Origin of the sequence: Nocardia flavorosea NBRC 108225, assembly GCF_001613385.1 — a bacterium.
GTDB classification, from domain to species: Bacteria; Actinomycetota; Actinomycetes; order Mycobacteriales; family Mycobacteriaceae; genus Nocardia; species Nocardia flavorosea.
Window position 1 is genome coordinate 222,739 of record NZ_BDCG01000010.1, and the last position, 25,064, is coordinate 247,802.

The 25,064-nt window shown below is 66.9% G+C and carries 27 protein-coding genes; 12 read left to right on the plus strand and 15 right to left on the minus strand.

The window, feature by feature from the left end; all coding sequences use genetic code 11:
- Window positions 1-201 precede the first annotated feature (201 nt).
- The gene (locus NFL01S_RS12330; RefSeq protein WP_062974674.1) at window positions 202-561 is read right to left on the minus strand and encodes a DUF4254 domain-containing protein; all 360 of its coding nucleotides are present in this window, start codon (window positions 559-561) and stop codon (window positions 202-204) included.
- Between the two features lie 901 nt (window positions 562-1,462).
- On the opposite strand from NFL01S_RS12330, the gene NFL01S_RS37305 reads away from it, so the two are divergent.
- From NFL01S_RS37305 to NFL01S_RS12360, 6 genes are all read left to right on the plus strand, one after another.
- Window positions 1,463-1,996 (plus strand): Scr1 family TA system antitoxin-like transcriptional regulator, encoded by a 534-nt coding sequence (locus NFL01S_RS37305; protein ID WP_281181516.1) that lies wholly within the window; start codon window positions 1,463-1,465, stop codon window positions 1,994-1,996.
- Window positions 1,993-2,244, plus strand: coding sequence for a Scr1 family TA system antitoxin-like transcriptional regulator (locus tag NFL01S_RS37310; protein WP_281181517.1), 252 nt, complete (start codon window positions 1,993-1,995; stop codon window positions 2,242-2,244). The genes NFL01S_RS37305 and NFL01S_RS37310 overlap by 4 nt, the downstream gene beginning before the upstream one ends.
- Window positions 2,245-2,361: 117 nt before the next feature.
- Window positions 2,362-3,750 (plus strand): APC family permease, encoded by a 1,389-nt coding sequence (locus NFL01S_RS12345; RefSeq protein WP_062974515.1) that lies wholly within the window; start codon window positions 2,362-2,364, stop codon window positions 3,748-3,750.
- Window positions 3,751-3,830: 80 nt separating this feature from the next.
- Window positions 3,831-4,358 carry a hypothetical protein gene (locus NFL01S_RS12350; RefSeq protein ID WP_063915924.1) on the plus strand — a complete coding sequence of 176 codons (528 nt, stop codon included), beginning with the start codon at window positions 3,831-3,833 and terminating at the stop codon, window positions 4,356-4,358.
- 86 nt (window positions 4,359-4,444) lie between these two features.
- Window positions 4,445-4,942, plus strand: coding sequence for a peroxynitrite isomerase (locus NFL01S_RS12355; RefSeq protein WP_062974519.1), 498 nt, complete (start codon window positions 4,445-4,447; stop codon window positions 4,940-4,942).
- 214 nt (window positions 4,943-5,156) lie between these two features.
- Window positions 5,157-5,369 (plus strand): hypothetical protein, encoded by a 213-nt coding sequence (locus NFL01S_RS12360; protein WP_062974521.1) that lies wholly within the window; start codon window positions 5,157-5,159, stop codon window positions 5,367-5,369.
- 15 nt (window positions 5,370-5,384) lie between these two features.
- Here the strand turns inward: NFL01S_RS12360 and NFL01S_RS12365 are convergent, their stop codons facing one another.
- The 4 genes from NFL01S_RS12365 to NFL01S_RS12380 form a co-directional block, all read right to left on the minus strand.
- Complete coding sequence (locus tag NFL01S_RS12365) at window positions 5,385-7,175, minus strand: penicillin-binding transpeptidase domain-containing protein (protein WP_062974523.1); 1,791 nt, start codon at window positions 7,173-7,175, stop codon at window positions 5,385-5,387.
- Window positions 7,176-7,238: 63 nt separating this feature from the next.
- Window positions 7,239-8,102, minus strand: a complete 864-nt coding sequence (locus NFL01S_RS12370) for a GNAT family N-acetyltransferase (protein WP_084492623.1) — start codon at window positions 8,100-8,102, stop codon at window positions 7,239-7,241.
- Between the two features lie 124 nt (window positions 8,103-8,226).
- Window positions 8,227-9,384 carry a flavodoxin-dependent (E)-4-hydroxy-3-methylbut-2-enyl-diphosphate synthase gene (gene ispG, locus NFL01S_RS12375; protein WP_062974525.1) on the minus strand — a complete coding sequence of 386 codons (1,158 nt, stop codon included), beginning with the start codon at window positions 9,382-9,384 and terminating at the stop codon, window positions 8,227-8,229.
- 169 nt (window positions 9,385-9,553) lie between these two features.
- Window positions 9,554-9,817 carry a DUF2631 domain-containing protein gene (locus NFL01S_RS12380; protein WP_062974527.1) on the minus strand — a complete coding sequence of 88 codons (264 nt, stop codon included), beginning with the start codon at window positions 9,815-9,817 and terminating at the stop codon, window positions 9,554-9,556.
- 95 nt (window positions 9,818-9,912) lie between these two features.
- Between NFL01S_RS12380 and dxr the strand changes: the two genes are divergently transcribed.
- The 4 genes from dxr to NFL01S_RS35375 all read left to right on the plus strand — a co-directional run bounded on the left by dxr (window position 9,913) and on the right by NFL01S_RS35375 (window position 12,877).
- Window positions 9,913-11,052 (plus strand): 1-deoxy-D-xylulose-5-phosphate reductoisomerase, encoded by a 1,140-nt coding sequence (gene dxr, locus NFL01S_RS12385; RefSeq protein ID WP_062974529.1) that lies wholly within the window; start codon window positions 9,913-9,915, stop codon window positions 11,050-11,052.
- 125 nt (window positions 11,053-11,177) lie between these two features.
- Entirely contained in the window at window positions 11,178-12,380 is a 1,203-nt protein-coding gene (locus NFL01S_RS12390; protein WP_062974532.1) for a M50 family metallopeptidase, read from the plus strand.
- A 38-nt stretch (window positions 12,381-12,418) separates the two neighbouring features.
- Window positions 12,419-12,559: a hypothetical protein gene (locus tag NFL01S_RS35370; protein ID WP_157116476.1), complete on the plus strand. Its 141-nt coding sequence runs from the start codon at window positions 12,419-12,421 to the stop codon at window positions 12,557-12,559.
- Between the two features lie 51 nt (window positions 12,560-12,610).
- Window positions 12,611-12,877 carry a hypothetical protein gene (locus NFL01S_RS35375; protein ID WP_062974534.1) on the plus strand — a complete coding sequence of 89 codons (267 nt, stop codon included), beginning with the start codon at window positions 12,611-12,613 and terminating at the stop codon, window positions 12,875-12,877.
- 134 nt (window positions 12,878-13,011) lie between these two features.
- Here NFL01S_RS35375 and lhgD read toward each other — a convergent pair whose 3' ends face one another.
- A complete protein-coding gene (gene lhgD / locus NFL01S_RS12400; RefSeq protein ID WP_062974536.1) occupies window positions 13,012-14,226 on the minus strand; it encodes an L-2-hydroxyglutarate dehydrogenase in 1,215 nt (404 codons plus the stop codon).
- A 109-nt stretch (window positions 14,227-14,335) separates the two neighbouring features.
- The gene (rlmN, locus tag NFL01S_RS12405; protein WP_062974538.1) at window positions 14,336-15,445 is read right to left on the minus strand and encodes a dual-specificity RNA methyltransferase RlmN; all 1,110 of its coding nucleotides are present in this window, start codon (window positions 15,443-15,445) and stop codon (window positions 14,336-14,338) included.
- A gap of 182 nt (window positions 15,446-15,627) precedes the next feature.
- Between rlmN and NFL01S_RS12410 the strand changes: the two genes are divergently transcribed.
- Complete coding sequence (locus NFL01S_RS12410; protein ID WP_062974540.1) at window positions 15,628-16,017, plus strand: LapA family protein; 390 nt, start codon at window positions 15,628-15,630, stop codon at window positions 16,015-16,017.
- A gap of 15 nt (window positions 16,018-16,032) precedes the next feature.
- Here the strand turns inward: NFL01S_RS12410 and NFL01S_RS12415 are convergent, their stop codons facing one another.
- From NFL01S_RS12415 to NFL01S_RS35380, 6 genes are all read right to left on the minus strand, one after another.
- On the minus strand, window positions 16,033-17,016 hold the full coding sequence (locus NFL01S_RS12415) for a phosphatidate cytidylyltransferase (RefSeq protein ID WP_084492628.1): 984 nt from the start codon (window positions 17,014-17,016) through the stop codon (window positions 16,033-16,035).
- A gap of 388 nt (window positions 17,017-17,404) precedes the next feature.
- Window positions 17,405-17,962, minus strand: a complete 558-nt coding sequence (frr, locus tag NFL01S_RS12420) for a ribosome recycling factor (protein ID WP_033241387.1) — start codon at window positions 17,960-17,962, stop codon at window positions 17,405-17,407.
- Between the two features lie 50 nt (window positions 17,963-18,012).
- A complete protein-coding gene (gene pyrH / locus NFL01S_RS12425) occupies window positions 18,013-18,741 on the minus strand; it encodes a UMP kinase (RefSeq protein WP_033241386.1) in 729 nt (242 codons plus the stop codon).
- A 259-nt stretch (window positions 18,742-19,000) separates the two neighbouring features.
- Window positions 19,001-19,825: a translation elongation factor Ts gene (gene tsf / locus NFL01S_RS12430; RefSeq protein ID WP_062974542.1), complete on the minus strand. Its 825-nt coding sequence runs from the start codon at window positions 19,823-19,825 to the stop codon at window positions 19,001-19,003.
- Between the two features lie 155 nt (window positions 19,826-19,980).
- The gene (rpsB, locus tag NFL01S_RS12435) at window positions 19,981-20,814 is read right to left on the minus strand and encodes a 30S ribosomal protein S2 (RefSeq protein WP_062974544.1); all 834 of its coding nucleotides are present in this window, start codon (window positions 20,812-20,814) and stop codon (window positions 19,981-19,983) included.
- A 1,968-nt stretch (window positions 20,815-22,782) separates the two neighbouring features.
- Window positions 22,783-22,959 (minus strand): hypothetical protein, encoded by a 177-nt coding sequence (locus tag NFL01S_RS35380; protein ID WP_157116481.1) that lies wholly within the window; start codon window positions 22,957-22,959, stop codon window positions 22,783-22,785.
- A 140-nt stretch (window positions 22,960-23,099) separates the two neighbouring features.
- On the opposite strand from NFL01S_RS35380, the gene NFL01S_RS12450 reads away from it, so the two are divergent.
- A complete protein-coding gene (locus tag NFL01S_RS12450; protein WP_062974552.1) occupies window positions 23,100-23,609 on the plus strand; it encodes a M23 family metallopeptidase in 510 nt (169 codons plus the stop codon).
- A gap of 165 nt (window positions 23,610-23,774) precedes the next feature.
- Here the strand turns inward: NFL01S_RS12450 and NFL01S_RS12455 are convergent, their stop codons facing one another.
- Entirely contained in the window at window positions 23,775-24,095 is a 321-nt protein-coding gene (locus NFL01S_RS12455; protein ID WP_062974554.1) for a DUF202 domain-containing protein, read from the minus strand.
- 9 nt (window positions 24,096-24,104) lie between these two features.
- Complete coding sequence (locus NFL01S_RS12460) at window positions 24,105-24,491, minus strand: YidH family protein (RefSeq protein ID WP_062974556.1); 387 nt, start codon at window positions 24,489-24,491, stop codon at window positions 24,105-24,107.
- Window positions 24,492-25,064: the final 573 nt, after the last annotated feature.

Consider the following 25,064-nt stretch of genomic DNA (forward strand, 5'->3'; position numbering starts at 1 on the left):
GCCGATACGGTTGCGACGCCCTCCGTGTGAATCATGGCAGAACCTACCTCCAATTGACCTACACCACCCGGTTAACCGAGTGTTCGCCACCGACTCACCGTTGGGTCTAGGCCATTCGACATTTCGCGGTGGTTCCCGGACCCACCGCGAGGGGGTTTCGCGTTCATCGGACTGGACAGCCGGGCGGTCCGCGGCGCCTTGCTACTGCACTGGTAACCGACGGCGGCCACCGGCCACCTCGGCGATCAAATCCGTGTACCCGTCCACGAGTTCGGCCAGGTGGTACCAGTGCCGGTGGGTGCGGTCACTGCGCACGCCGTCGGCTTCGATGGCCTGATTCGCCGCGACCCAGCTGTGCGCCATGCGATCGATCACCGCACCCAGGCTTTCGGTGTGCAACGAGGCGCCGTGACGATGCTGCGGCATCTTGCGGACGATCCAGTCGTTGATATCGTTCACGAGTTCGCCTCGGCGACCGTCGATTTCGGCGATTTCGGCCAGATCCCGGACATGCGCCCGACGCTTGTGTAGTTCGACCAGCGCATGTGCGAAACGTAGCAGCACCCGATCCTGGGCCCGCCGCCCTTGAAAGGCGCACAGCAACTGTGGCGCTGTCGGCAGGGTCCCCAGTGTGGGCGCACTCATCTGCACCCCTGGGACTCACCCGGCACCATCACACTCTGTACCAACATGATCGACTCTCGATTCGGTTTTCCCGGACATCGGATCGTTGTTCACAACAAGGCTAGCTGGATCATGCTCTTACAGATGCAAGAACACAAGACTTCGGTATGCAATGTTGCGAACAGCGTTGTGCGCAAGCCTAACGATCCTCTCCACGGAAGTTCACCGCGGTCCCACCGAAAACGCTTACCCGCCAAGCTCGTTCCCGCCGGAGGCGCGATTCTCCGGCGCGCCGAACAATACCCGCCGACACCGCGATACCAGCCGGGACAACGCGTTACGCGACCACATCGCAACCGTGCCGATACCTATCCGCCCCACATTCCCGGCACCATACGCATTCTCATGGTGCCCGCGAGCAGGCATCGAGCGGCGGCATCCGCCGACACGACTTCGCGAACCGCAAGCAGCCCCAGACGGATTCACGCATACACAGTCCGGCGTTGGCGAGTCGCGCGGCGATACCGGCACACCCGGATGGGTAATTGCCACATATTTGCCATATCCACCGGAAGCTGTCCGCTCTCGTAGGATTCCGCCATCCGGTACCGTCCCCGCCGAACCACCGCCACCAACCGGTCGGCCGCCGAACAGGTCCGGCCCCGGCCGGCGGTGACCACAAATCGAAAGCGGCCGGTGAAGAGCCCGGCCCACCCGCCGTCGGGCACTGCCGATCACATCGGTTCCGGCGGCTCGTTATGGTGGCAGCACCGGGCATACGGCCGCCGCGAACCGGGGGCACCGCCCATGGCATATGGCGCTGGTCGAAAGGGATGACATGGCAGGCAAACGCACCGTACTCACGGCGGGGTTGCGCCGGCTCTCGGTGCTGTTGCTGGAGATGCGCGAAGACGCCGAACTCAGCAAGGAGGAGGTCAGCGCCCGCACCGGGATCAACGTGACCACCCTGTACCGGATCGAAACCGCCCAGGCCCGCCCGCAACGCCGCACACTGATGACGATGCTGGACCTCTACGGTATCGACGCAGAGCGGCGCCAGGACGCACTGGAACTACTCTCCGACGCACAGAAGCCGGGAATGTCGCGGCCATACGAGGCCAGCCTCTCCGAGGTCTATGCCGCCTACATCAATTTCGAATCGGTGGCGCTGTCGGCCCGGCATTACCAGACCTCGTTCATCCCCGGACTGCTACAGACCGAGCAGTACGCCATGGCGGTGATCGATACCTACATGCCGAAACTGGAGGCCTCCGACCTGGAACGCCGGGCGCGAGCCCGGATGGACCGGGCAGCGGTGCTGGCCAAGGACGAACCAGCCGGCTCTCCGAGGCGACCAAACGCAAGAACGTGATCCTGCAGATCCTGCCGTTCGATGCGGGTGCACACCCGGGTATGGCCGGATCCTTCACGATCCTCGATTTCCCGGACCCCACCGACCCCGAATTGGTCTATGTCGAGCGCATTTCCGGTGACGAGCTGATCGAAGGCCATTCCGAGATCCGCCGCTTCGGCGTCATGTTCGACCAACTGCGCGCGATGGCACTGAGCCCCCGGGATTCCGCGGTACTGATCGCCGAGGCCGCCGAATCCATGAGCTGAACGGACTTTTCGGGCGAATCGGCGCGGTACGGGCATCGCGAGCCGGGTGAGCGGGTATACAAAGCGCACCTGTCCGATCACCGGTGCCTACCGGTCACTGCGGGGAGCGAGGCGACCTTGGCAGACGTCACCGCCCGATCCGATCCGGAGCAGCAGCCCGAACTGAAGCGTGTCATCGGCCCGTGGCTGCTGTTGCTGTTCATTGTGGGCGATATTCTCGGCACCGGTATCTATGCCCTGACCGGCCGCGTCGCCGGCGAGGTCGGCGGCGCGGTCTGGGTACCGTTCCTGGTCGCCTTCGGGGTCGCCATGATCACCGGATTCAGTTATCTGGAACTCGTCACCAAGTATCCGCAGGCCGCGGGCGCCGCGCTGTATACGCACAAGGCGTTCGGCATCCATTTCCTGACCTTCATGGTGACCTTCGCCGTGATGAGTTCCGGTATCACGTCGGCTGCCACCGCGGCCAAGGCGTTCGCGGCGAATTTCGCCGAGGCCTTCGAATTCGACACCGCGGACGGTCTGGTCCTCACCCTCATCGCGCTCGCCTTCATGGCCCTGGTCGCGGCGATCAACCTGCGCGGGGTCGGCGAGAGCGTGAAGGCCAATGTCCTGCTCACCTGTGTGGAGCTCTCGGGGCTGCTGATCGTGATCTGCATCGGACTGTGGGCACTCGGGTTCGGCAACGGCGACTTCGGGCGGATCGTCGAATTCGACACCGGTGACCGCTCCGCGTTCGGTGGGGTGATCGCCGCGACGACCCTCGCCTTCTACGCCATGGTCGGCTTCGAGGATTCGGTCAATATGGCCGAGGAGACCGAGGAGCCCAGCCGGATCTTCCCGAAGATCCTGCTCACCGGCCTGTTGATCACCGGCGCCATCTACGTACTGGTTTCGATCACCGCGGTGGCCCTGGTACCGCCCGACAAACTCGCCGAAGGCAATACGCCGCTGCTGCAGGTGGTGGAGATCGGTGCCCCCGGATTCCCCACCCAGATCTTCGCCTTCATCACCATGTTCGCCGTCGCCAATTCGGCTCTGATCAACATGCTCATGGCCAGCCGCTTGCTCTACGGCATGGCCAAGCACAAGGTCGTACCCCGCTCGCTGGGCCGGGTGCATCCGACCCGACGGACTCCCCATATCGCGATCGTCTTCACCACCCTGGTGGCACTCGGGCTGCTGCTGTTCGTCGGCGAAGTACCGGAACTCGGCGGTACCACCGCGCTGCTGTTGCTGGTGGTCTTCACCATCGTCAACGTCGCGGTCCTGGTGCTGCGCCGCGACCGGGTAGGCCACCGGCATTTCCGCACTCCGACGCCGCTACCGGTGCTCGGCGCGGTCTGCTGCGCCTATCTGGCCACGCCGTTCACCGATCGCAATCCTCAGCAGTATGTGATCGCCGGGATCCTGCTGGCGGTGGGTGTGGTGCTCTGGGCACTGACCGCGTTGTGGAACAAACCGCACAACGTGAAACCCGTGGGGCCAGAGGTCGATATCCGGTAACCTCTCCCGGCGGGCGAGGCAATAGCGGCCGGAAATCGCTGAAGTGACGAGCGCGCGTGCGATCGGTAACGTATTCGCCGATGACAAGCATGGACGCCAGATTCGGCGATGCGGCTGGGTCGGTGCCCCTCCCCAGCCCGTGGGATCTCAACACCTACCTCGCCGATGTGGCCGCATATCGCAAGCGGCCGATCTCGTTGCAGCCGGCACACCGCTCGGCGCTGGCCGAACTGGGGTGCAACGGCAACGGGCTGTGGATCGCGCGTAAACACGACGACATCATCGTCTACGACGCCTCGGCGTCCGGCCGCAATGCCGACCATATCGTGCTGCACGCCATCGGCCATATGCTGCTCGGCCACGGCGGTCCGGGCTCCGAGGACGCCGACATCACCCGCATCTCGATCAGCGCCCTCAACCCGGCATTGCTGGACGCGCTGGCGACCATTGCCCCCGGATCGATCACCCAGATCCTCGGCCGCGACGATTTCGGCGACGACCGGGAACGGGAGGCGGGCGTATTCGCCGAGATGACCATGGTCTACGCGGCGCTGCCGAGGCGCCGCACCCGCTCGTTCTGGCCCTTCGGCCGACGCAAGAGCAAGTAACGCCGACCCGCGCAACTTAAGCGCGGCACGCGCAGGAGCCGGTCGGATGTATCCGATCGGACGGCGAGGGTCTATTCTTGTGCGCCGTGGCCGAACCGCAGACACCCGCCGCCCCGCATCCCGCAATTGCGCCGCTGGCCGGCCTCCTCGGGACCTGGCGCGGCTCCGGACAGGGTGACTATCCCACCATCGAGCCGTTCGGCTATCTGGAGGAGATCACCTTCGGCCATCTCGGCCGCCCCTTCCTGACCTTTCGGCAGCGCACCCGGCATGCCGACGACAACCGCCCCCTTCATGTGGAGACCGGCTACCTGCGCTGTCCGGGCCCGGACCGGGTGGAACTCATCCTCTCGCACCCCACCGGTATCACCGAGATCTGCGAGGGCAAGCTCACCCTTGCCGACGCGGAGATCCGCCTGGAGCTCGAGTCGACCGCGATCGGCCTGAGCAGTACCGCGAAATCGGTGACCGCACTGAGCCGGACCATACATATGCACGGCGGTGTCATCGACTACACCTTGCAGATGGGCGCGGTGGGTCTTCCTCTACAGGATCATCTCGCCGCGAGTTTGCAGAAGATCTGACCTGGGCATAACGAAAACGTCACGGATTTCCGGCCGGGGGTCACGATTTGCCCATCGCCGATTTTCCGCAGCTTTCCATCTTGTCTCGATGCGGCATTGCGGCTTAGGTTGACCGGAGCAGCAAATCTTCAGAAAACTCTTATGCGGGGCTGGGTCGCGTAGGCACACCCGAGCTCGCCAGCAGTCGAACCTCTGAATCGGAGGGAGCCGGATTATGAAGCGTTCCACCGTTGCTCTCATTACCGCCGGACTGATTCTCGGCGGCACCGGGGTGGTCGAAATCCTCGGCACCGATACCGCCGCGTCGGCCCCGGTCTCCGACCGGGCCGTTTCGGTTGTCGCGCCCGCACGGGTCAGCGATCCGGTCGATACCGATACCGGTCACCGTTACGCAACCGGCACCGGCGCCGTCGCCACCGGGCCGTGATCGGGTCAGGCCGGCTCATCGGTAGCCGCCGGGGAGGGCCGCCAGCATATCGCGGGTCACCCCGACGGCGTTATCGGAACTACCACCCTTGACCAGCAACGTCGCGAACGCGAGGTCACCGCGGTAACCGACGAACCACGAATGTGAACCGCCGGCCACCTCCGCTTCACCGGTTTTGCCGAACACCTCGCCCTGGTCGGCTATCCGGTCTGCGGTCCCGGTCAGGACCACCTCACGCATCATTTCCCGCAGACCGCGCACGACCGCCGGATCCGGTACCGGCCGCGGCCCGTCGACGACGGTCTCACGGCCGGCGATCAGATACGGGGTCTGCGCGCTGCCGTGGGCGATCGTCGCGGCCAGCATCGCCATACCGAAAGGACTGACCACCACCCGGCCCTGACCGATTCCGTCCTCGGTGCGCTGTGTGCGGTCTTCGGAAACGGGTACAGAACCGGAATAGGTCGGCAATCCGGGAATCACGTAATCCGGGCCGATCCCGAAAGTTGCCGCTGCCTCCGAAAGCGCGGCGGCAGGCAATTCACTGGCCAATTTCGCGAACGATGTATTGCAGGAGCGCGCATATGCGGTCGACAATGCGACATTACCGACCGTGAAACCGTTGTAGTTCGGAATCAGGCGCTCACCGATGGTGATTGCACTCGGGCACGCCACAACGGTATCCGGAGTGGCCAGGCCACCGGAGATCGCGGCCGCGGCGGTCACGGTTTTGAACACCGACCCGGGCGGATACTGACCGATGGTGGCCACCGGGCCGTCCCGATCGGCGGCAGCGTTCTGCGCAACTGCGAGGATGCCACCGGTGGAGGGTTCGATCACCACCATCATGGTCTGTTCCCGCCGCCCGTCGACCGCCCGCTGGGCGGCGTTCTGCACCCGCCGGTCCACGCTCAACGTGAACGACGGCACCGGCTGCGCCGCCACCTCGTGCAACACGCCGGTTTCCGCACCGCCCTCGTTCCGGGCCACCACGCGCCAACCGGCCCGGCCGTGCACATCGTCGATCACCGCCTGCCGGACCTGTGTCATCAGGTCCGGAGCGAACTTCCGATCGGCCGGAGTCAGGTCCCATTCCTGGGTGACCCGCACCCCGGGCAGGCCGATGAGCCGCGGCCCGGCCCGGCCGAACTCGGTTTCGTTCAACACGATCACCGTGTAGACGCCGTCGGCAGCGCGGGCGGAATCCAGGATGCGCTGCGGGGTCAGCCGGTCGTCGATATCGATCAGCGCCCGGGAGACCGCCGCCGCCGCCTTCTGCGGTTCGGCGCTTTCGGCGGCGTCGAAGGTCACTCGTGAAACCGTGCCCGGTATCAGCACATCGCTTCCGGACTGCTCGTTCACCCGGGCGCCCGGCGCCTGGCGCACCGACAACGCCATGGTCTGAGTGTCACCGAGCCGGGGGTGCAAGGCAGAACCACTCCACCGCACCGTCCAGCCGCCACCACTACGCACCAGCGGAAGCTGCCCGGTATAGGACCAGCTGCGGCCACCGGCCAGCCGCCACTCGTAGATGTAGTCGACGGTGGCGGTATCACCGGAGATCCGGGCCGCGCCGGACCGGGCATACAGTTCCTCGGCACCCAGTTCCTCCCAGGCGGAAACGAGTGCGGGCCCGGCTTTCTCAGGCCGGGTCGTGCGCGCGGCGGCTTCGTCGAGGTCCTGAGCCGCGAAGGCCTCCAGGAAACCGTCGGCCGCGGTGATCGGTCCCGAGGACCCCCCGAGGCAGGCGGTCGTGGCGAAAGCGAGCACCGCGACCGCGAATACGAGTACCGGACGGATCGTCATCGAACCCGATCGTAGCGACCCGGGCCCGGTGTTCACTTGCGGCGCACCGGATCCTGTCCGGGCTCAGTCCAGCAGCACCGTGGCGAAGGTCGCGATCTGCCGGAACCCGACCGCGCGATAGGCCCGGCGGGCGATCTCGTTGTAGTCGTTGACATACAGGCTCGCCGTCCGGCCGGTGGCGACCACCGCATTCGCCACTGCCGCCGTTCCGGCCGTACCGAGCCCCTGCCCGCGGTGCTCCGGATGGACCCATACGCCCTGGATCTGCCCGGTACGCCGGGACATCGCCCCCACCTCGGCCTTGTAGGCGACCTCGCCGTCGACGAACCGGGCCCAGGCCCGGCCGGCCGCGATCAGCCCGGCGACCCGGCGCCGGTAGCCGCGGCCGCCGTCACCGGCCCGTGGGTCCACCCCCACCTCTTCGATGAACATGGCGATGGCGGCCGCCAGATAGCGGTCCAGTTCGTCGGGGCGTACCTGCCGGACCTCCGGGTCGGCGGACGCAAGTGCGGTGCCGGTGAGCGCGAGTAGCGGCTGGTCGGCACGCAGCTCCCGCGCGGGACCCCAGTGATCGGCGAGCATCTCCCACAGTGGTAGCGCGAGTTCCCGGCGCCCCACCACCGAAGAACACATTCGGGGCCAGCGCAGGGCGCGGTCGGCGAAGGCGCGGAGGGCGGCGCGGTCACCACGTAACGGCACCAGGTTGACGCCGGAGAAACACAGCGATTCCGCCGGTCCGCCGTGGCTCCACAATTCGCCCTGACCGTACCGGTTGTCCAGACCGTATTCCTGTAGCCGGGCGGCGACCATACAGGCCGCCACCGGGTCCTCGTCGAGCACCCTGAGTACCTGTCCCAGGTCCCGCTCGGCGAGCTGACGCGCGGGAACATACTTCGCGCGCCGGGCCGGCTCCAGCAGACTCCGCACCTAGTACAGCCTGCCATGAAGTGCCGCGATGCGATACGGATATCTCGAAAGCGCGCGCCGTAGCGGTGCCGACAGGGCAGCACGTCCCGGCTCGCCAGGCCGGCGAGCCGGGACAGCGGGCAGATCAGCCCACGCTGACGACCGGTTCACCGGTGCCGGCGTCCGCACCCATCTCCTCGGCGATCCGCATGGCCTCCTCGATGAGGGTTTCGACGATCTGTGCCTCGGGCACGGTCTTGATGACCTCACCCTTGACGAAGATCTGCCCCTTACCGTTACCCGAGGCCACGCCCAGGTCGGCTTCCCGGGCCTCGCCGGGACCGTTGACCACACAGCCCATGACCGCGACCCGCAGCGGGACCTCCAGGCCGTCGAGTCCGGCGGTGACCTCGTTGGCGAGGGTGTACACGTCGACCTGCGCGCGCCCACACGACGGGCAGGACACGATCTCCAGTTTGCGGGGGCGCAGGTTCAGCGATTGCAGGATCTGCCCGCCGACCTTGACCTCCTCGGCCGGTGGCGCGGACAGCGAGACCCGGATGGTGTCGCCGATCCCCTCGCTCAGCAGCGCGCCGAACGCGACAGCGGATTTCACGGTGCCCTGGAAGGCCGGGCCCGCCTCGGTGACACCGAGATGCAGCGGATAATCGCTCTGCGCGGCCAGCTGCCGGTAGGCCTCGACCATCACCACGGGATCGTTGTGCTTGACCGAGATCTTGATATCGCCGAACCCGTACTCCTCGAACAGGCCCGCTTCCCACAGCGCCGACTCCACCAGCGCCTCCGGGGTGGCCTTGCCGTATTTGTCCATCATCCGCTTGTCGAGAGATCCGGCGTTCACACCGATACGGATCGGGATACCCGCATCCCCGGCCGCTTTGGCGACCTCTTTGACGCGCCCGTCGAATTCCTTGATGTTGCCCGGGTTCACCCTTACCGCCGCGCACCCCGCATCGATCGCGGCGAAGATATAGCGCGGCTGGAAGTGGATATCGGCGATCACCGGGATCTGGGATTTCTTCGCGATGATGGGCAGTGCGTCGGCATCTTCCTGCCGCGGGCACGCCACCCGCACGATATCGCAGCCCGATGCCGTGAGTTCGGCGATCTGCTGCAAGGTCGCGTTCACATCGTGCGTTTTGGTCGTCGTCATCGACTGCACGGAGATCGGGTGGTCACTGCCCACACCGACACCACCCACCATGAGCTGACGGGTCTTGCGCCGCGGCGCGAGCACCGCTACCGGTGCGGTCGGCATCCCCAATCCGACTGTGCTGGTCACTTTCGGCTGCCTACTTTCGTCCTGGTCCGGCCGGTCGGTGCCGAGTCTAGTCTCGCCGCGGGGGCACGCCGCCGAGACATGGACTACACCGGCAACCGGCACCGCGGCGTCACCCGGATGTCACCGAGGCGACACTCGGCACAGTCGATGGCGTAGGCGAAACCGCAGTTCAGCGCGGTTTGCGGCGATAGATCACGTCATAGATGAGAATCCCGGCCAACGCGGCCGCGAAGCCGACCAGGTACAGGTTCTCGACCTGACCCGAGTGATTGCCGATCAGCATGCCGAGCAGGATGATGATCACGACCACCGCGGCCACCCGGAAGGTGGTGCGCGATTCGCCGCTCCAACCGAATGCCGCCGACGGAACCTCAGCAGGGTCCACCGTGGTGACGTGCTGGTCTGTGGTGAGTTCGACGTCCGTGGCGGCCACGATCGCTCCTCCTCGAGAGAACGGATACTGCCCGCTATCGTGGCATACGACTGCCCGTCGTAGCCAGCAGGGGCCGGGTCGGTGACAATGGGCGGGTGTCAGATCTCCGCAGAGTTCTCCTGCTCGGCAGCACCGGCTCCATCGGTACCCAGGCGCTCGAGGTGATCGCCGCCAACCCCGGCAGATTCGAAATCGTCGGCCTGGCCGCGGGCGGCGGGAACACCGAACTGCTGGCCGCGCAGATGGCCGCCACCGGCACCACCAATGTGGCCGTCGCCGACCCGGCGGCCGCAGACCGGCTCGGGGTGCCCTTCGCGGGCGCGGCGGCGGCGACCGAACTCGTCCGCAGCACCGAGGCCGATGTCGTACTCAACGCGCTGGTCGGTTCACTCGGCCTGGGACCGACCCTGGCGACGCTGGAATCGGGGGCCACGCTCGCGCTGGCGAACAAAGAATCGCTGGTGGCAGGCGGCTCGCTGGTTACCCGCGCGGCCCGGCCCGGCCAGATCGTGCCGGTCGATTCGGAGCATTCCGCACTGGCCCAGTGCCTGCGCGGCGGACGCGCCGAAGAAGTCGACAAATTGGTGCTCACCGCCTCCGGTGGCCCGTTCCGGGGCTGGACCACCGAAATGCTGGACGGCGTGAACCCTGCCGAGGCAAAAACCCATCCCACCTGGTCCATGGGCCCGATGAACACGTTGAACTCGGCCTCACTGGTGAACAAGGGCCTGGAGTTGATCGAAACGCATCTGCTGTTCGGGGTCCCCTACGACCGGATCGAGGTCACCGTGCACCCGCAGTCGATCGTGCATTCCATGGTCACCTTCACCGACGGGTCCACCCTGGCTCAGGCCAGCCCACCGGATATGAAACTGCCCATCGCGCTGGCGCTGGGCTGGCCGGACCGGGTCCCCGGCGCGGCTACCGCTTGCGATTTCGGTACGGCCGCCACCTGGACGTTCGAACCCGTCGACGATGCGGTGTTCCCGGCCGTGGAACTGGCCCGCGAAGCCGGGACCGCCGGCGGTTGCGTCACCGCGGTCTACAACGCGGCCAACGAGGTCGCGGTACAGGCATTCCTCGACGGGCTGATCCGGTTCCCGGATATTGTGCGCACCGTGGCTCGGGTGGTCGGCGATGCCGGACAGTGGCGCGCCGAACCGAGCGAACTCGCCGAGGTCCTGGCGGCCGACGAATGGGCTCGTGACCGCGCCCGCACACTGGTACACCGGTAATCCATGTCCCAGATGGTCGAGGCCCGGCACGCGGGCGGTTACTGTGGACACGTGCTCGCGGCCGCTCCGGTCTCCGTGCGGGCCGGGAGAAATGATCTGCGCACTGCAGGAGGGCTGTAGACCACATGCTGTTCGTGTTGGGGTTCGTGCTGTTCGCCCTCGGCATCACGATTTCGATCGCATTGCACGAATGCGGGCATATGTGGACCGCGCAGGCGACCGGTATGAAGGTCCGCCGGTATTACATCGGTTTCGGTCCGAAAATATTCTCCTTCCGGCGCGGGGAAACCGAATACGGGGTCAAATGGCTTCCGCTCGGCGGTTTCTGTGATATCGCCGGAATGACCGCGCTCGACGAGCTCGAACCCGAGGAAGTCGAGCGGGCCATGTACCGGCAGCCCGCGTGGAAACGCCTCGTCGTGATGTCCGGCGGAATCGCGATGAACTTCCTGCTCGGGTTCATCCTCATCGTGGTGCTCGCGGTCGGCTGGGGACTGCCCAACCTGAACCAGCCGCCCGAAACCGCCCTGGGTGATATGAGCTGCGTCGCGCCGCAGAACCCCGACGGCACCGTCGGCACCTGTACCGGCGAGGGCCCCGCCCAGCGCGCCGGCCTGCAACGCGGCGATGTGGTGACCGCGGTCGACGGCGAACCCGTCGACACGTGGAAAGAATTCCAGACCCTCACCCAGCAACAGGACGGCCCGTTCACCTACACCCTCGAGCGCGGCGGGCAGACGATGGAAATCGAGGTCGTGCCCGAGCAGACAATGCGCTACCCCAGCGAGGGGGGTCCGGGCCGGGAAGTCGGTGTGGTCGGGGTCGGCCAGGAATTCTACGAACCGGTCCAGTACGACATTCTCGGTGCGATTCCGGCGTCGGCCGCGTTCACCGGGGATATGTTCATCCGTACCTTCCAATCGCTGGCCCAGATGCCGGCGAAGGTGGCCTCGCTGTGGGACGCGGTGACCGGTGGAGAACGCGATGCGGATACCCCGGTCAGTGTGTACGGCGCCAGCAAGATCGGCGGCGAAACCGCCGAACGCGGCTACTGGAATATGTTCATCCTCGTCCTGGCGAGCCTGAACTTCTTCCTCGGCGCCTTCAACATCCTGCCGCTGCTACCGCTCGACGGCGGCCATATCGCGGTGGTGTTGTACGAGAAGATCCGCAACACCTTCCGCGGCTGGAAGGGCCTCGCCCCCGGCGCTCCCGTCGACTACCTGAAACTGCTACCACTGACCTACGTCGCCGTCGTCATCGGTGGGGCATACATGCTGCTCACCCTGGCCGCCGACATCATCAACCCGATCAACCTCTTCCCCTGACCGCCGGTTCGGCCCCGCGGCTCGGCTAGCATCGCCGCATGCGGCCTGCATCCGGGCCCGGGCACTACCTCCGGGCCGTCCGGCTCGATTCCACCGCCGAAGCGACCGGCTACCCGTTCGATCTGCCCGCGGTGCGCTATCTCGCACGATCCGGCGGGTTGTCGCTGCCGCCGGGGTGACGTTCCTGGTCGGCCATCCGGTATCGCTTCTTTCCCGGCGGCCTCTATCTCATGGACGAACCCGAAGCCGCGCTGTCCGCCCGCGGCTGTATGACTGTGCTGGCGCGGATTTCCGAATTGGTGTCCGGCGGATGCCAGTTCGTGGTGGCGACCCACTCCCCAATTCTGCTGGCGGTACCGGGCGCGACGATTTACCAGTACGACGAGGGCGGTTCCATCGATACCGTTGATTTCGATCAGGCCGCCCCGGTCGCCGTCACCCGCGAGTTCCGTGCCAGGCCGCAGCACTATCTGCGGTACTTGCTCGAGGAACAGTGAGCGGGGCCACCGGTGAGCGTCCCCGCTCCCGCCATCTGATCGTTCCGCACGCGAGGCGCGTCCGCTCCGGCAAGATCCATACCACAACGCAATGCCGCGTCCTTGCCCGTGGCATATCAGTTCGGCGCTGCGTATCAGCTCAGTGTGTGTTCGCCCTTCCCGTCGATCACGTCCACAACGTATTCGGCGATCGCCAGCGACGAGGTCGCAGCCGGCGACGGCGCGTTGCGGACAGCGGTGACCGGGCCCAGACGGTCGATCCGGAAATCGTCGACGAGGGCGCCATCGGCATCGAGCGCCTGGGCGCGAACACCCGCTCCTGCGCGCACCACATCCGCGGTCCCGATCGCGGGAATGTAGCGCTGTGCCTTACGCATATACGCGGCGATGGAGACCGAGCCGTACATTTCTTCGAGCCCCGTGCGCCAATGCTGCCGAACCATCCGCCGGAAACCCGGCCAAGCCAGCGTTTTCGCCATATCCCGGGGGACGAGCCGGGTACGCCGGTACCCCTCCCGCGCGAAGGCCAGGACCGCGTTCGGACCGACCTCGACGGTTCCTGATATGCGCCGCGTGAAATGCACGCCCAGAAACGGATACCGCGGATCCGGGACCGGATAGACGAGTCCGCGCACCAGATCCCGCTTTTCCGGCATCACCTCCATGTACTCGCCCCGGAAAGGGACAATGCGAGGGCCGGCGGCGGCACCGGCCAGAGCAGCCACCGTATCCGCCTGCAATCCAGCACAGAGAACAACCCGGTCTGCCGGCAGCACCTGCTCCCCCACCGCGACCTCGATACCCGAAGAGGTCCGGGTGATGCGGTCCACCGGGCAGGAAGTCCTGACCTCGCCGCCGGCCGCCACTATGTCTGTCGCGAAAGCCTCGGCCACGCGGCGGAAATCGGTGATCGCGGTATGCGGTGAATACAGCGCCGCGATACCCTCCGCGAACGGCTCGATATCGCGAATACCGGCGGCATCGACGCGGTGCAGCCCGGGCACCGCGTTATGTCCTGCCCGCACCTCCAGGTCATCGAGGCGAGCCAGTTCCGCGTCATCCACGGCGATGACGAGCTTGCCGCATTCCTCGTACGGCAACCCCCGCTCCGCACAGTAGTCGCGCAGCATAGCCCGGCCCCGTGCGCACAGTACAGCCTTCAGACTCCCCGGCTGGTAGTAGATCCCGGCGTGCACCACCCCCGAGTTGTGTCCGGTCTGGTGTGCCGCCACCCGGTCTTCCTTCTCCAGCACCACAACCCGGTCCCCGGGGCGCCGGCGACCGATTTCCCTGGCCACCGCCAAACCCACAATCCCCGCACCGACCACAACGACCATTCGGTCGGCCATACCAGGTACTCCCAGTTCCCGTAAGTCCGTCAGGTGGCCGAACGCAGGGCTGCGGCGGACCGGACCGCCACAACGCCGGGCTCGGCCACCTGGGACAACCGCCCGGTCCTCAGCCTTCGGCGGCCAGCTGCCCGCAGGCGGCGGCGATTTCCTGGCCGCGGGTATCGCGCACCGTGCACGGAACGCCCTGCGCCTCGACCCGGCGCACGAACTCGCGTTCGACCGGTTTCGGGCTGGCATCCCATTTACTGCCCGGTGTCGGGTTGAGCGGGATGACGTTCACATGCACGCGCGACCCGAGCGCCTTGTGCAGTTTCGCGCCGAGCATATCCGCCCGCCAGGGGTGATCGTTGATATCGCGGATCAGCGCGTACTCCACCGATATACGGCGGCCCGTCTTGTCGGCGTAGTAGCGGGCAGCATCGAGAACCTCCGACACCGGCCACCTGTTGTTCACCGGAACGAGGGTGTCACGGAGTTCGTCGTCGGGAGTGTGCAGGGAGACGGCGAGCGTCACCGAGAGGCCCTCGTCGGCGAGTTTGCGGATCGCCGGGGCCAGGCCCACCGTCGAGACCACGACGTTGCGCTGCGAGATGCCGAGGCCGTCCGGCGCGGGCGAGGTGATCCGCCGGACGGCGTTCACCACCCGCTTGTAGTTCGCCAGCGGCTCCCCCATACCCATGAACACGATATTGGACAGGCGCCCGGCCCCGCCCGGTACCGTGCCGTCGCGCAGATCGGCCGCGGCGGAGCGGACCTGGTCGACGATCTCGGCGGTGGACAGATTGCGATCCAGCCCACCCTGGCCCGTGGCACAGAACGGACAGGCCATACCGCAACCGGCCTGGCTGGAAATACACAGGGTGGCGCGGTCCGGGTAGCGCATGAGCACACTTTCCAGCAATGTGCCGTCACCGGCGCGCCACAGCGTTTTACGGGTCTCCCCGGAGTCGCAGGTGATATGCCGGACCGGGGTCAGCAGCGGCGGGAAGAGCGCACCGGCGATCGTATCCCGCACCGCGGCGGGTAGGTCCGTCATGGCGGCGGGGTCGGCTTGGAGCCGGCCGTAGTACTGGCGGGCGATCTGGTCGGCCCGGAACTTCGGCAGACCCAATTCCGCCATGGCGGCACGGCGCCCCTCGGCGTCGAGATCGGCGAGGTGACGGGGCGGCATCCCGCGGCGGGGTGCGTCGAAAACCAAGGGCAAGGGGGCGGTCATAGTTCTACCAGTGTGGCATCTCGCTCGATGTGACCAGCGACAAGCCGCCCTCGGAGGCCGATGCCCTTGGAGGGACGGGGCCCGTGGTGTGGCCGCCGGGTACCGGCCGACGCAATACGGCACGGTCGACCAACCGACCGGAAATCCCTGCGTCGGCGATAGCTGTCGGCAATCATCGACATATGGCAACCTCAGACGACCGAATTCCCGAGACCGGCGCAGTACCCGGCGGGCAGCCTCCGCCCGGGATGACCGAGCCCCTCGGCGGTAAGACGGCACCGGCCACCACCGGCCGGAAGTCCGCCGGTAAGACCTCCCGCCGCAAGAGCACGGATAGTTCCCGAGTGGGCAATGCCTGGATCGCCCTGATCATCGCGGCGATCCTCGGCATCATCCTGCTCATCTTCATCATCCAGAATTCGGAGAGCGCGAATGTCGAAATGCTCTTCTGGAATTTCTCGCTCCCGCTGGGCGTGACGATTCTGCTCTCGGTGATCGCCGGCGCCCTGGTGATGGCACTGGTGGGCGGCGTCCGCATCATGCAGTTGCGCCGCGCGGTACACAAGAAGTAACCGGCCGGCGCGGCCTCAGAGCAGGGTACTGAGCACCAGCCAGGACACGAAAGCCGACGGCAACATGGAATCGAGCCGGTCCATGATTCCGCCGTGCCCGGGCAGCATGGTGCCCATATCCTTGATGCCCAGTTCTCGTTTGATCTGCGATTCGATCAGATCGCCCAGGGTCGCGACGACCACCAGACCCACACCGAGCACCACCCCGATCATCGAGTTGGCTTCCAGCAGCAGGGTCACGGTGAGCAGACCGCCGATGATGGCGAACACGAGCGACCCGCAGAATCCCTCCCAGGACTTCTTGGGACTGATCGAGGGCACCATGGGATGGCGGCCGAACAGCACGCCCGCCACGTAACCGCCCACGTCGGAGCACACCACCAGGATCATGAAGGTCAGCACCCGCAGATTGCCGGCGGGATCCTCCAGGAGCAGCAGGACCGCGAACGAGGCCAGCAGCGGAATCCACGCCAGCGTGAACACCGTGATCGCGGTATCGCGCAGGAAATTGCGTGGCGCGGTGTTCAGGCCGTGGTCGAACAGGCGCCACACCATACAGATCAGAACCGTCGCCGCGAAGGCCCCGGCCACACCGCTCGCCCCGAACGGCCAGCCGAGCCAGAACACCGCTTGACCACCGGCGATCAGCGGCGTACGCGGTACCAGCACATCCGCTTCGCGGAGCCGTTTGGCCACCTCCCAGGTGGCGATACCGACCGCGACGCCGACCACGCCGATGAATGCCTTGGGGACGAACAGCAATACCGCTATGCACGAGATACCGAGGGTCAGACCGACGGCGAGCGCTGCCGGGAGATTGCGGCCGGCCCGGGATCGCCGCGGTGCCGGGTCTGCAGGGCCGCCGCCCGCGGCGCCGGTCCCGGCAGGTGCACCTGCCGGGACAGCACCGGAAGGCGCCACGGTAGTTCCAGCGTCCGACGACGCACCGGGCGACCCGGAACCTCCGGGGGTAGCCGGTACGGCACCACCGGCAGGCATATCGGGGGCCACGGCACCTGACGGCGCACCGGCCGCCGGGGCGTCTGCGGACGCACCGGCGGGCGCCGGTGTCGATTCGGATATGCCCTCGGCCGGCGGCTGCGGTCGGGCCGCACCGGTCGCGGCGGCTTTCTCGGCCACGATTGTCCCGTCGCTCAACTCGTCGTCGTTCCGTTCGTTCCCACCCGAAGCAGGCGTCGCCACTCCGCTGTTCTCATTGTGCGTCAATCCCCGGGCCATCGGCCCGCCGTGGCGGCGCCGATACCGCACTGCTCGGGCACGTCACCCACCGCTCGTGCCGGGCAGGGACAGTACGCGACCCACGTCACCCGATACGCCTGCGCAAACTACACCACCGCCGCGGGGGGAATACACCGAGAACGCCGGATCAGACCTCGAGCAGTTCGGATTCCTTGTGTTTCACCAACTCGTCGATCTGACCGACATATCTGGCCGTGGTCTTGTCCAGTTCCTTCTCGGCCCGGCCGACCTCGTCCTCACCGGCCTCGCCGTCCTTCTGGATCCGGCCCAGTTCGTCCATGGCCTTACGACGCACGTTCCGGATCGAGACCTTGGCGTCCTCGCCCTTCTGCTTGGCCTGTTTGACCAATTCGCGGCGCCGCTCCTCGGTCAGCTGCGGGATCGAGATCCGCAGGATATCGCCGTTGTTGGTCGGGTTCACGCCCAGATCGGAATTGCGGATCGCGGTCTCGATCGGCCCCAGCTGCGCCTGCTCGTACGGTTTCACCACCACCATCCGCGGCTCCGGGACAGTGATACTCGACATCTGGGTGATCGGGGTCGGCGATCCGTAGTAGTCGACCACGATCCGGGAGAACATCCCCGGGTTCGCGCGCCCGGTCCGGATGCCGCCTAGATCGTCCTTCGCCACCGAGACAGCCTTCTCCATCTTCTCCTCGGCGTCGAAGAGCGCTTCTTCAATCACGACCGTTCCTCCACTGCGTCGTCATCGTCATGACCCGCGGGCCCGCGGTATCAGGATCGAACCAATGTGCCGATCTTCTCACCGGCCACCGCCCTGGCAATATTGCCCTTGGTCAACAAATTGAACACCAGCATCGGCATCTGGTTGTCCATACACAAACTGAAAGCCGTAGAATCGGCGACCTTCAGGTCACGTTCGATGGCTTCCTTGTGCGTGATCTCGTGGAACATGCTGGCGTCCGGATCCAGCCGTGGATCGGCGTCGAAGACTCCGTCGACGGCCTTGGCCATCAGCACCACCTCGGCGCCGATCTCCAGCGCCCGCTGGGCGGCAGTGGTATCGGTCGAGAAGTAGGGCATCCCCATCCCGGCGCCGAAAATCACCACACGTCCCTTCTCCAGATGCCGCTTGGCACGCAACGGCAGATAGGGCTCGGCGACCTGCCCCATGGTGATGGCGGTCTGCACCCTGGTGTCGATGCCCTGCTTCTGCAGGAAATCCTGCAGCGCCAGACTGTTCATCACCGTGCCGAGCATGCCCATGTAGTCGGAACGCGCGCGTTCGAGACCACGCTCTTCGAGTTCGGCGCCGCGGAAGAAGTTCCCGCCGCCGATCACCACCGCCATCTGCACCCCGGTGGAAACAACCTCGGCGATCTGCTCCGCGACGGTCTGCACCATATCGGGATCCAGCCCTACCGTGCCACCACCGAACATCTCACCACCCAATTTCAGCAATACCCGGCGATATCCTGGGCGGTCGGTCCCGGGGTGCGTCATCGGCTGGCGTCTCCTTCGGCGATCGGCGGTGCTCGGTAGATGGTGTTCATGGTGCGGGGCCGCCGGGGAACCGGTGCCGCCCGCTTCCGACTGGCCCGGGGCGCGGCGCGTGGCTACGTGGCAATGGCCAACACAGGGCGGCCTCTATCCTGCCCTACGCCGCTGGGCGACCGTACGACGGGGCGGGCGCCGCCGGAAAGTGCCCGCTCACAGCAAACCCCCGCCGCAGCGCATGCGACGGGGGTTCGTGCGAAACGGATCAGGCCTGGCCGACCTCGAACCGGGCGAACCGGGTGACGGTGACGCCGGCTTCGTCCAGCAGAGCCTTCACGGTCTTCTTGTTATCGGTGACCGACGGCTGCTCGAGCAACACGACGTCTTTGAAGAAACCGTTCACGCGCCCCTCGGTGATCTTGGGCAGCGCAGCCTCGGGCTTACCTTCTTCACGGGCGGTCTGCTCCGCGATCCGGCGCTCGTTCTCGACGAGATCGGCGGGGACCTCGTCGCGGGTGACGTACTTGGCCTTGAGCGCGGCGACCTGCATGGCGGCACCGCGAGCGGCCTCCGCAGCAGCGTCGCCGGAACCGGTGTACTCCACGAGCACGCCGACGGCCGGCGGCAGGTCCGACGCCCGCTTGTGCAGGTAGGTGGCGACCGGGCCGTCCAGCGAGACGACGCGACGCAGCTCCAGCTTCTCGCCGATCTTGGCGGCCAGCGCCTGCAGTGCCTCGTCGACGGTCGAGCCGTCGAGGGCCACGGCCTTCAGAGCGTCCACATCGGCCGGTTTGGCGGCCGCGGCAGCCGCGACGATCTTATCGGCCAGCTCCTGGAACTCCGCGTTCTTGGCCACGAAGTCGGTTTCGGAGTTGATCTCGACCATCACGCCGTCCTTGGCGATGACCAGGCCTTCGGCGGTGGTGCGCTCGGCCCGTTTGCCGACATCCTTGGCGCCCTTGATGCGCAGCAATTCCACGGCCTTGTCGAAATCACCATCGGTTTCGACCAGCGCGTTCTTGCAGTCCATCATTCCGGAGCCGGTGAGCTCCCGCAGCCGCTTCACGTCAGCGGCGGTGTAGTTCGCCATCGGGGGCGAGCCTCCTTCGAGAAAGTCAGGTACCGGTCAGCGGTGGTTACGACTGGTCCAGCCGTAACCACCGCTGTGGAAATTCGGGTCCGGCGGCGCTCATCTCAGCAGTAGCCGGTGAGCGCCGGCCGAACACGAGGTGACGAGGTGACGACTCAGGCCTCGGCCGGAGTCTCCGCGGGCGCCGCAGGGGCCTCCGCCGGGGTCTCGGCGCCGGGCGCGGCCTGCGCCAGCAGTTCCTGCTCCCACTCCGGCAGCGGCTCCGCGCCGGCCTCGGGCTTGTCGTCGCCGCCGGAGCGGCCGGCCCGGGCCTGCACTCCCTCGGCCACCGCGGAGGCGACGACCTTGGTGAGCAATGCGGCGGAACGGATCGCGTCATCGTTACCCGGGATCGGGTAGTCGACGAGGTCGGGATCGCAGTTGGTGTCCAGGATCGCGATGACCGGGATGTTCAGCTTGCGGGCCTCGCCGACGGCGATGTGCTCCTTGTTGGTGTCGACGACCCAGATGGCCGAGGGCACCTTCTGCATATCGCGGATACCGCCGAGGGTGCGGTCCAGCTTGTTCATCTCACGCGTGAGCATGAGGATTTCCTTCTTGGTGCGCCCCTCGAAGCCGCCGGTCTGCTCCATGGCCTCGAGCTCCTTGAGGCGCTGCAGACGCTTGTGCACGGTGGAGAAGTTGGTGAGCATGCCGCCCAGCCAGCGCTGGTTCACATAGGGCATCCCGACCCGGGTGGCCTCGGCCGCGATGGACTCCTGGGCCTGCTTCTTGGTGCCGACGAACAGGACGGTACCGCCGTGAGCGACGGTCTCCTTGACGAATTCGTAGGCCTTGTCGATGTAGGTCAGCGTCTGCTGCAGATCGATGATGTAGATGCCGTTGCGGTCGGTGAAGATGAACCGCTTCATCTTCGGGTTCCAGCGACGAGTCTGGTGCCCGAAATGCGCGCCGCTGTCGAGCAGCTGCTTCATTGTTACGACAGCCATTGCTCCCGTATCTCTCTTTCGTTGCCGGTTGTCGCAGCAAGCCGGCGGCCTGCTGCCCTGGCACCACAGAACACTCGGACCCGATCGTGGATCGGGACCAGCCGAGACGTCCCCTGTTCCGGAATCGCGCCGCCGGCCGTCGGCTCCCGGGGAGCGTGTGGTGGGCAGCGCCGTGATGAACAAGAACGGTGGTGCGCGAAGTCGGCCGGTGCCACACAGAAACCTGCGAACACAGACCGCTCGGCCAGTTTACGGCGTGCGCTGCGCGAATCGGAAATCGGCCGGTCGTACGGGCACCTGCGGGGAGATTCGGACGGGCCTTTTGAAACGTATTTTGTTCACAGGTGCAGGTTATCCACAGGTACCGGAATTGCGGGTTCCGGCACGAACCCGCCGCGGGCACGCTGAGCATATGAGCCGTCACGACACCGCCGACCACACTTCTGCTTCACCCGCCGGCCTCCCACCCGCGCCGCGCAGCTGGCCTTATATCGCACTACGTGATCAGCCGATCTCCGCACGAGGCACACACAGCGGCGAGCCGTTGTCACCGTGGCCACGAAGATCGCAGGAACCGCCGGCGGCGAGCACCCGACGGCGCGGGGAGCTGCGGCGCCGCACCGGCGTGCCCGGCCACACCGCGCGCACCCGGCACGGCCGCGGCCCGCGATGTGCACGCCATCTGTGGTGCGCCGAGAACCACCGGACGGCGGACGCCGACCGGCTTGTTGTCGCGCCGACGCTGTCCGGCACCGGTATGAACGGTAGTGGGTCGGAGCGACCGATATATGAGGCCGAGCCGTGTACCACTGCACACTCTGCGCCTCCTTTCGTTCCGGTACGCGTTCGTGCAGGGCACCGCGGCATACCGGCAATACGAGCTGTTCGGGCCGGACAGTCCGATGATCGTGGCGGGAGCGAAACCACGGTGTCCGGCCGGAATCGTCCGGTCAGGGGCGTGGTTCCCGCGGCCTCCGCCACCGGGAGGGGCGCCGCGACGCAGATGATCGGAGCCGGGAATTCGGCGGCCACCACGGGGCCCGGCGATATCGAACGGCGTGCCCGGCGATACGAACGCCGGATGGCCCACTGTGCCGGTCCCACGGACCACGACCGTGTCCCCGTCCTGCTCGACACCGCCGGATCACAGCGTGCAGATCCCGGGCGCCGGTCCCCGGCGGTACCGCCGGACGGCTCACCGCTGCCCTCGGGAACACCGTTACGCAGCACACCCGGCCGGCGATACCGGCGCGCTCCGGTCCGGAACCCGATCCGGCGTGCCGCCCCGGAAGACCACACCGGCATACGGAGCCGATCGTTCCGGTACCGAAGCCCGGGGGGAGTGGGCATAACCGCAAGGCCGCCGCAACCCCCGTCGACGGGGCGCGCTCCCGCAATCTGCGGCGGGGCGCAGTTCCACGCATGGCGAAAGGCCGGCTATGCGCGATTCCACTCGGCGATACCGCAGGCTTCGCAACGACGAGTTCCCGTGGCGGATTTTCCTGCGCCGGGTGCGCGATCGGGCGGTGGCGGGCGACGTCCGGTGATCCGGTTCGTGCCCGTCGGAGACAAACAGCTGGTCACCCGTTCGGTTTCGGTGCGGGCGCGGCACCGGCGCTCCGTAGTGGGGCGCCGGCGGTGGGACGTGCTGCTCGGTGCCGCATTCACCACGGTGCTCGTCGCGTTTCCGCTGGGTCCGGGGGCCACAGCCGCCGCCTATTCCGGCGGGCCGATGGTGCTTGCCCAGTCGTACACCGGTGATACCGCCGACGGCCGCGGTTCGACGGGGGCGCCGGGTGCGAATTCGGTGCCTCCGGGCTCCTCGGCAGACGGTGGGCCGGCACGCACGGCGCCGATCACCGAATCAGCCGATGAAGACGGACCCGATGTTGTGGTCGATGTGGTTGCTCGAGATCTCTCCGTCTCTCACGAGGCAGCGGCGCCGCGCAGACCTACCGTGTCGGCGACTCACCCACCTCTCGACCGGACGGGGCAGAGACCGAAACCGCCGGCCTTCTCCGGCGACAGCACCGCCATACCGGCTGCGGTCGCCGCATGCGCCGCGTCGGGATCCGCTTCCGGTTCCATGCCCTGGTCCGGATCCGCGGACTCGGCGGCCGGTTCTGCCTCCGGGTCGGCTTGCACAGTCGTTCCGGCGTTGGGTGAACTGGTCCGCACCCTGATCCGGCTCGCGCCGAAGATCGCTCCGCCCTGTCCGTGCCCGAATGGCCGGAAATAGGAGCGCCGCCGGGCCGGGCGTATGGAGGGGGTACGCCCGGCCCGGTATGGGCCCGGTCTCCGGGCTCTCGGTTCTGCTGATAACACTGGTCTCCTCCGGCATCGCCACAGCGAGCCCGGACAAACCGTTCACCTGGCCCCTGCGGCCACGACCCACCGTCGAACGAGCCTTCGACCCACCGGAGCAGGATTGGCTGCCCGGGCATCGCGGTGTCGATCTCGCCGGGACATCGGGACAGCCGGTGTACGCGGCCGGCCCGGGAGTGGTTGTCTTCGCCGGCGACGTGGCCGGGAGACCGGTGGTATCGATACGCCACGAAGGAGACCTGCGGACGACCTATGAACCGGTGACGGCGAAGGTCACGGTGGGCAGGCGGGTCACCCGCGATACCGCAATCGGCGTCCTCGAGGCGGGGCATGCGGGATGTGCGACGACTTGTCTGCATTGGGGCGTGCGCCGCGAGCAGAGCGGCCGGGCGAAGCGGGAGTATCTGGATCCGCTCGGCCTGCTGCGTCTATCCCCTATCCGTCTGAAACCTGTACACCCAGGTGGGTAACCGGTCACGAAAACTGCATCGGCAGCCTCGCGAGTCTTTCCCGCGACGTCGGCCCCGGCAGCCCCCACGCGGCCCGCTGCCGGCACGGCGGGCGCCGTATCGACGGATTCGGCATGGCCGGGTAGGAAGCAATGCGGTTCGGTCCGCGCTGACTCGCCGGATTCGCTAGCCGGCCGCAGGGGTGGCCAGCGTGAAACCGACGGTGACGACGACAGCGACCACGACTGCCACAGTCGTCCACCGGATGGTCGTCGAGCCGGAGCCGCCCGCACCTCGGTGCAGCCGGAGATTTCGGCGGTAACCCGCACCGGCGACGACGAGCAGGACCAAGCCGGCAATACCGGGCGCCAGCGCGGCAGTATCCCAGCCGGCCTGCAACACCGCGCGGAGCAGCAGCAGCGCAACGGCCAGCGTGCCCAGGCAGGTTCGCCGCCACGACAGCGCGGTGCGTTCCGCAGCCAATCGGATCTCGGTGGAATCGGGCATCAGTGCACCTCAGTGCAGCAGTATTGCTACGCAGGCGAGGACCGCCACGAATGCCGTACCGGCGGAAAGTACCGGGACGAGCACCGTGCCGGGCAAGGGCCGGCCCTCGTCCATGGCCGACCGGATGCGCCGCCAGTGCAGGAAGGCACCGACCGCCACCACCAGCGACAGCAGCAGGCAGCTCACCGCCAGCGCCGAACGGAATTCCGAGGGCCACTGCTCCACCACCACGGTGTGCACGGCGACACCACCGGCGAGCAACCCGAGTGCCGTACGAATCCATGACAGGAAGGTGCGCTCGTTGGCGAGGGTGAACCGGTAATCGATCGGCGCCCCTACCGGTTCAGGTGTCTCGTCGGCGCCCGGTTCCCCGGCCACGTCCGGTACCGGGCTCATCGAGTGTCCGCGCTGGTAGCGGTGTGCACGCTCACCTCCCGATCCGCCTTCGGGCACTGCTGAACGGATCCGCTGGACAGCGTAAACGTCGCGCTGCGCACGAGTCCACGTACACACTCGTTTCCGGCATGTCGAGCTGCGCCCTGCCGGGACGGCGATATGAGGCACTCGAAGACGAAGACGCAGTCGGACCGCCTTCTTCGCGGGCTCCTGAACCCACTTCGTGGTATCTCGCGGATCCTGCCGGGAGCGGATCACCGAGATTCCGGCTGTTCGAGGGCGGCTCCGCCCCGGAGTCCGGCGAGCACCTATGTCGAGCAGCCGACCCCGGACCACACGGCCAACGGGTATCTGCCGGCGGTCTTCCGCGGCGGATCGGGTGGCGCTTCCTCATATCGAAACCACCTCAGGTCGGTACCGATCAGCTTGGAGGGGCGGGGGCCGGTCTGCAGTACCGAAGTCCGGCACGCGGCCACAGACTTATTCCGCCGGTCCGGCCGGTCCGGCCCGTCCAGCCAGGCCAACCCACCAGCCGGTTCAGCCCTCCAGCTCATTCGGCCGGTTCAGCCACCA

Bases quoted from the DNA above. Each gene is read 5' to 3' on its own strand.
- lhgD (WP_062974536.1), bottom strand. From the start codon at position 14,226: ATGGCCGACCGAATGGTCGTTGTGGTCGGTGCGGGGATTGTGGGTTTG.
- NFL01S_RS12390 (WP_062974532.1), top strand. From the start codon at position 11,178: ATGCTGTTCGTGTTGGGGTTCGTGCTGTTCGCCCTCGGCATCACGATT.
- pyrH (WP_033241386.1), bottom strand. From the start codon at position 18,741: ATGACGCACCCCGGGACCGACCGCCCAGGATATCGCCGGGTATTGCTG.
- NFL01S_RS12450 (WP_062974552.1), top strand. From the start codon at position 23,100: ATGGGCCCGGTCTCCGGGCTCTCGGTTCTGCTGATAACACTGGTCTCC.
- tsf (WP_062974542.1), bottom strand. From the start codon at position 19,825: ATGGCGAACTACACCGCCGCTGACGTGAAGCGGCTGCGGGAGCTCACC.
- rpsB (WP_062974544.1), bottom strand. From the start codon at position 20,814: ATGGCTGTCGTAACAATGAAGCAGCTGCTCGACAGCGGCGCGCATTTC.
- NFL01S_RS35375 (WP_062974534.1), top strand. From the start codon at position 12,611: ATGGACGAACCCGAAGCCGCGCTGTCCGCCCGCGGCTGTATGACTGTG.
- NFL01S_RS12455 (WP_062974554.1), bottom strand. From the start codon at position 24,095: ATGCCCGATTCCACCGAGATCCGATTGGCTGCGGAACGCACCGCGCTG.
- NFL01S_RS37305 (WP_281181516.1), top strand. From the start codon at position 1,463: ATGGCAGGCAAACGCACCGTACTCACGGCGGGGTTGCGCCGGCTCTCG.
- NFL01S_RS12460 (WP_062974556.1), bottom strand. From the start codon at position 24,491: ATGAGCCCGGTACCGGACGTGGCCGGGGAACCGGGCGCCGACGAGACA.
- rlmN (WP_062974538.1), bottom strand. From the start codon at position 15,445: ATGACCGCCCCCTTGCCCTTGGTTTTCGACGCACCCCGCCGCGGGATG.
- NFL01S_RS12365 (WP_062974523.1), bottom strand. From the start codon at position 7,175: ATGACGATCCGTCCGGTACTCGTATTCGCGGTCGCGGTGCTCGCTTTC.
- NFL01S_RS35370 (WP_157116476.1), top strand. From the start codon at position 12,419: ATGCGGCCTGCATCCGGGCCCGGGCACTACCTCCGGGCCGTCCGGCTC.
- NFL01S_RS12360 (WP_062974521.1), top strand. From the start codon at position 5,157: ATGAAGCGTTCCACCGTTGCTCTCATTACCGCCGGACTGATTCTCGGC.
- NFL01S_RS12350 (WP_063915924.1), top strand. From the start codon at position 3,831: ATGACAAGCATGGACGCCAGATTCGGCGATGCGGCTGGGTCGGTGCCC.
- NFL01S_RS12415 (WP_084492628.1), bottom strand. From the start codon at position 17,016: ATGCCTGCCGGTGGTGCCGTACCGGCTACCCCCGGAGGTTCCGGGTCG.
- NFL01S_RS12410 (WP_062974540.1), top strand. From the start codon at position 15,628: ATGGCAACCTCAGACGACCGAATTCCCGAGACCGGCGCAGTACCCGGC.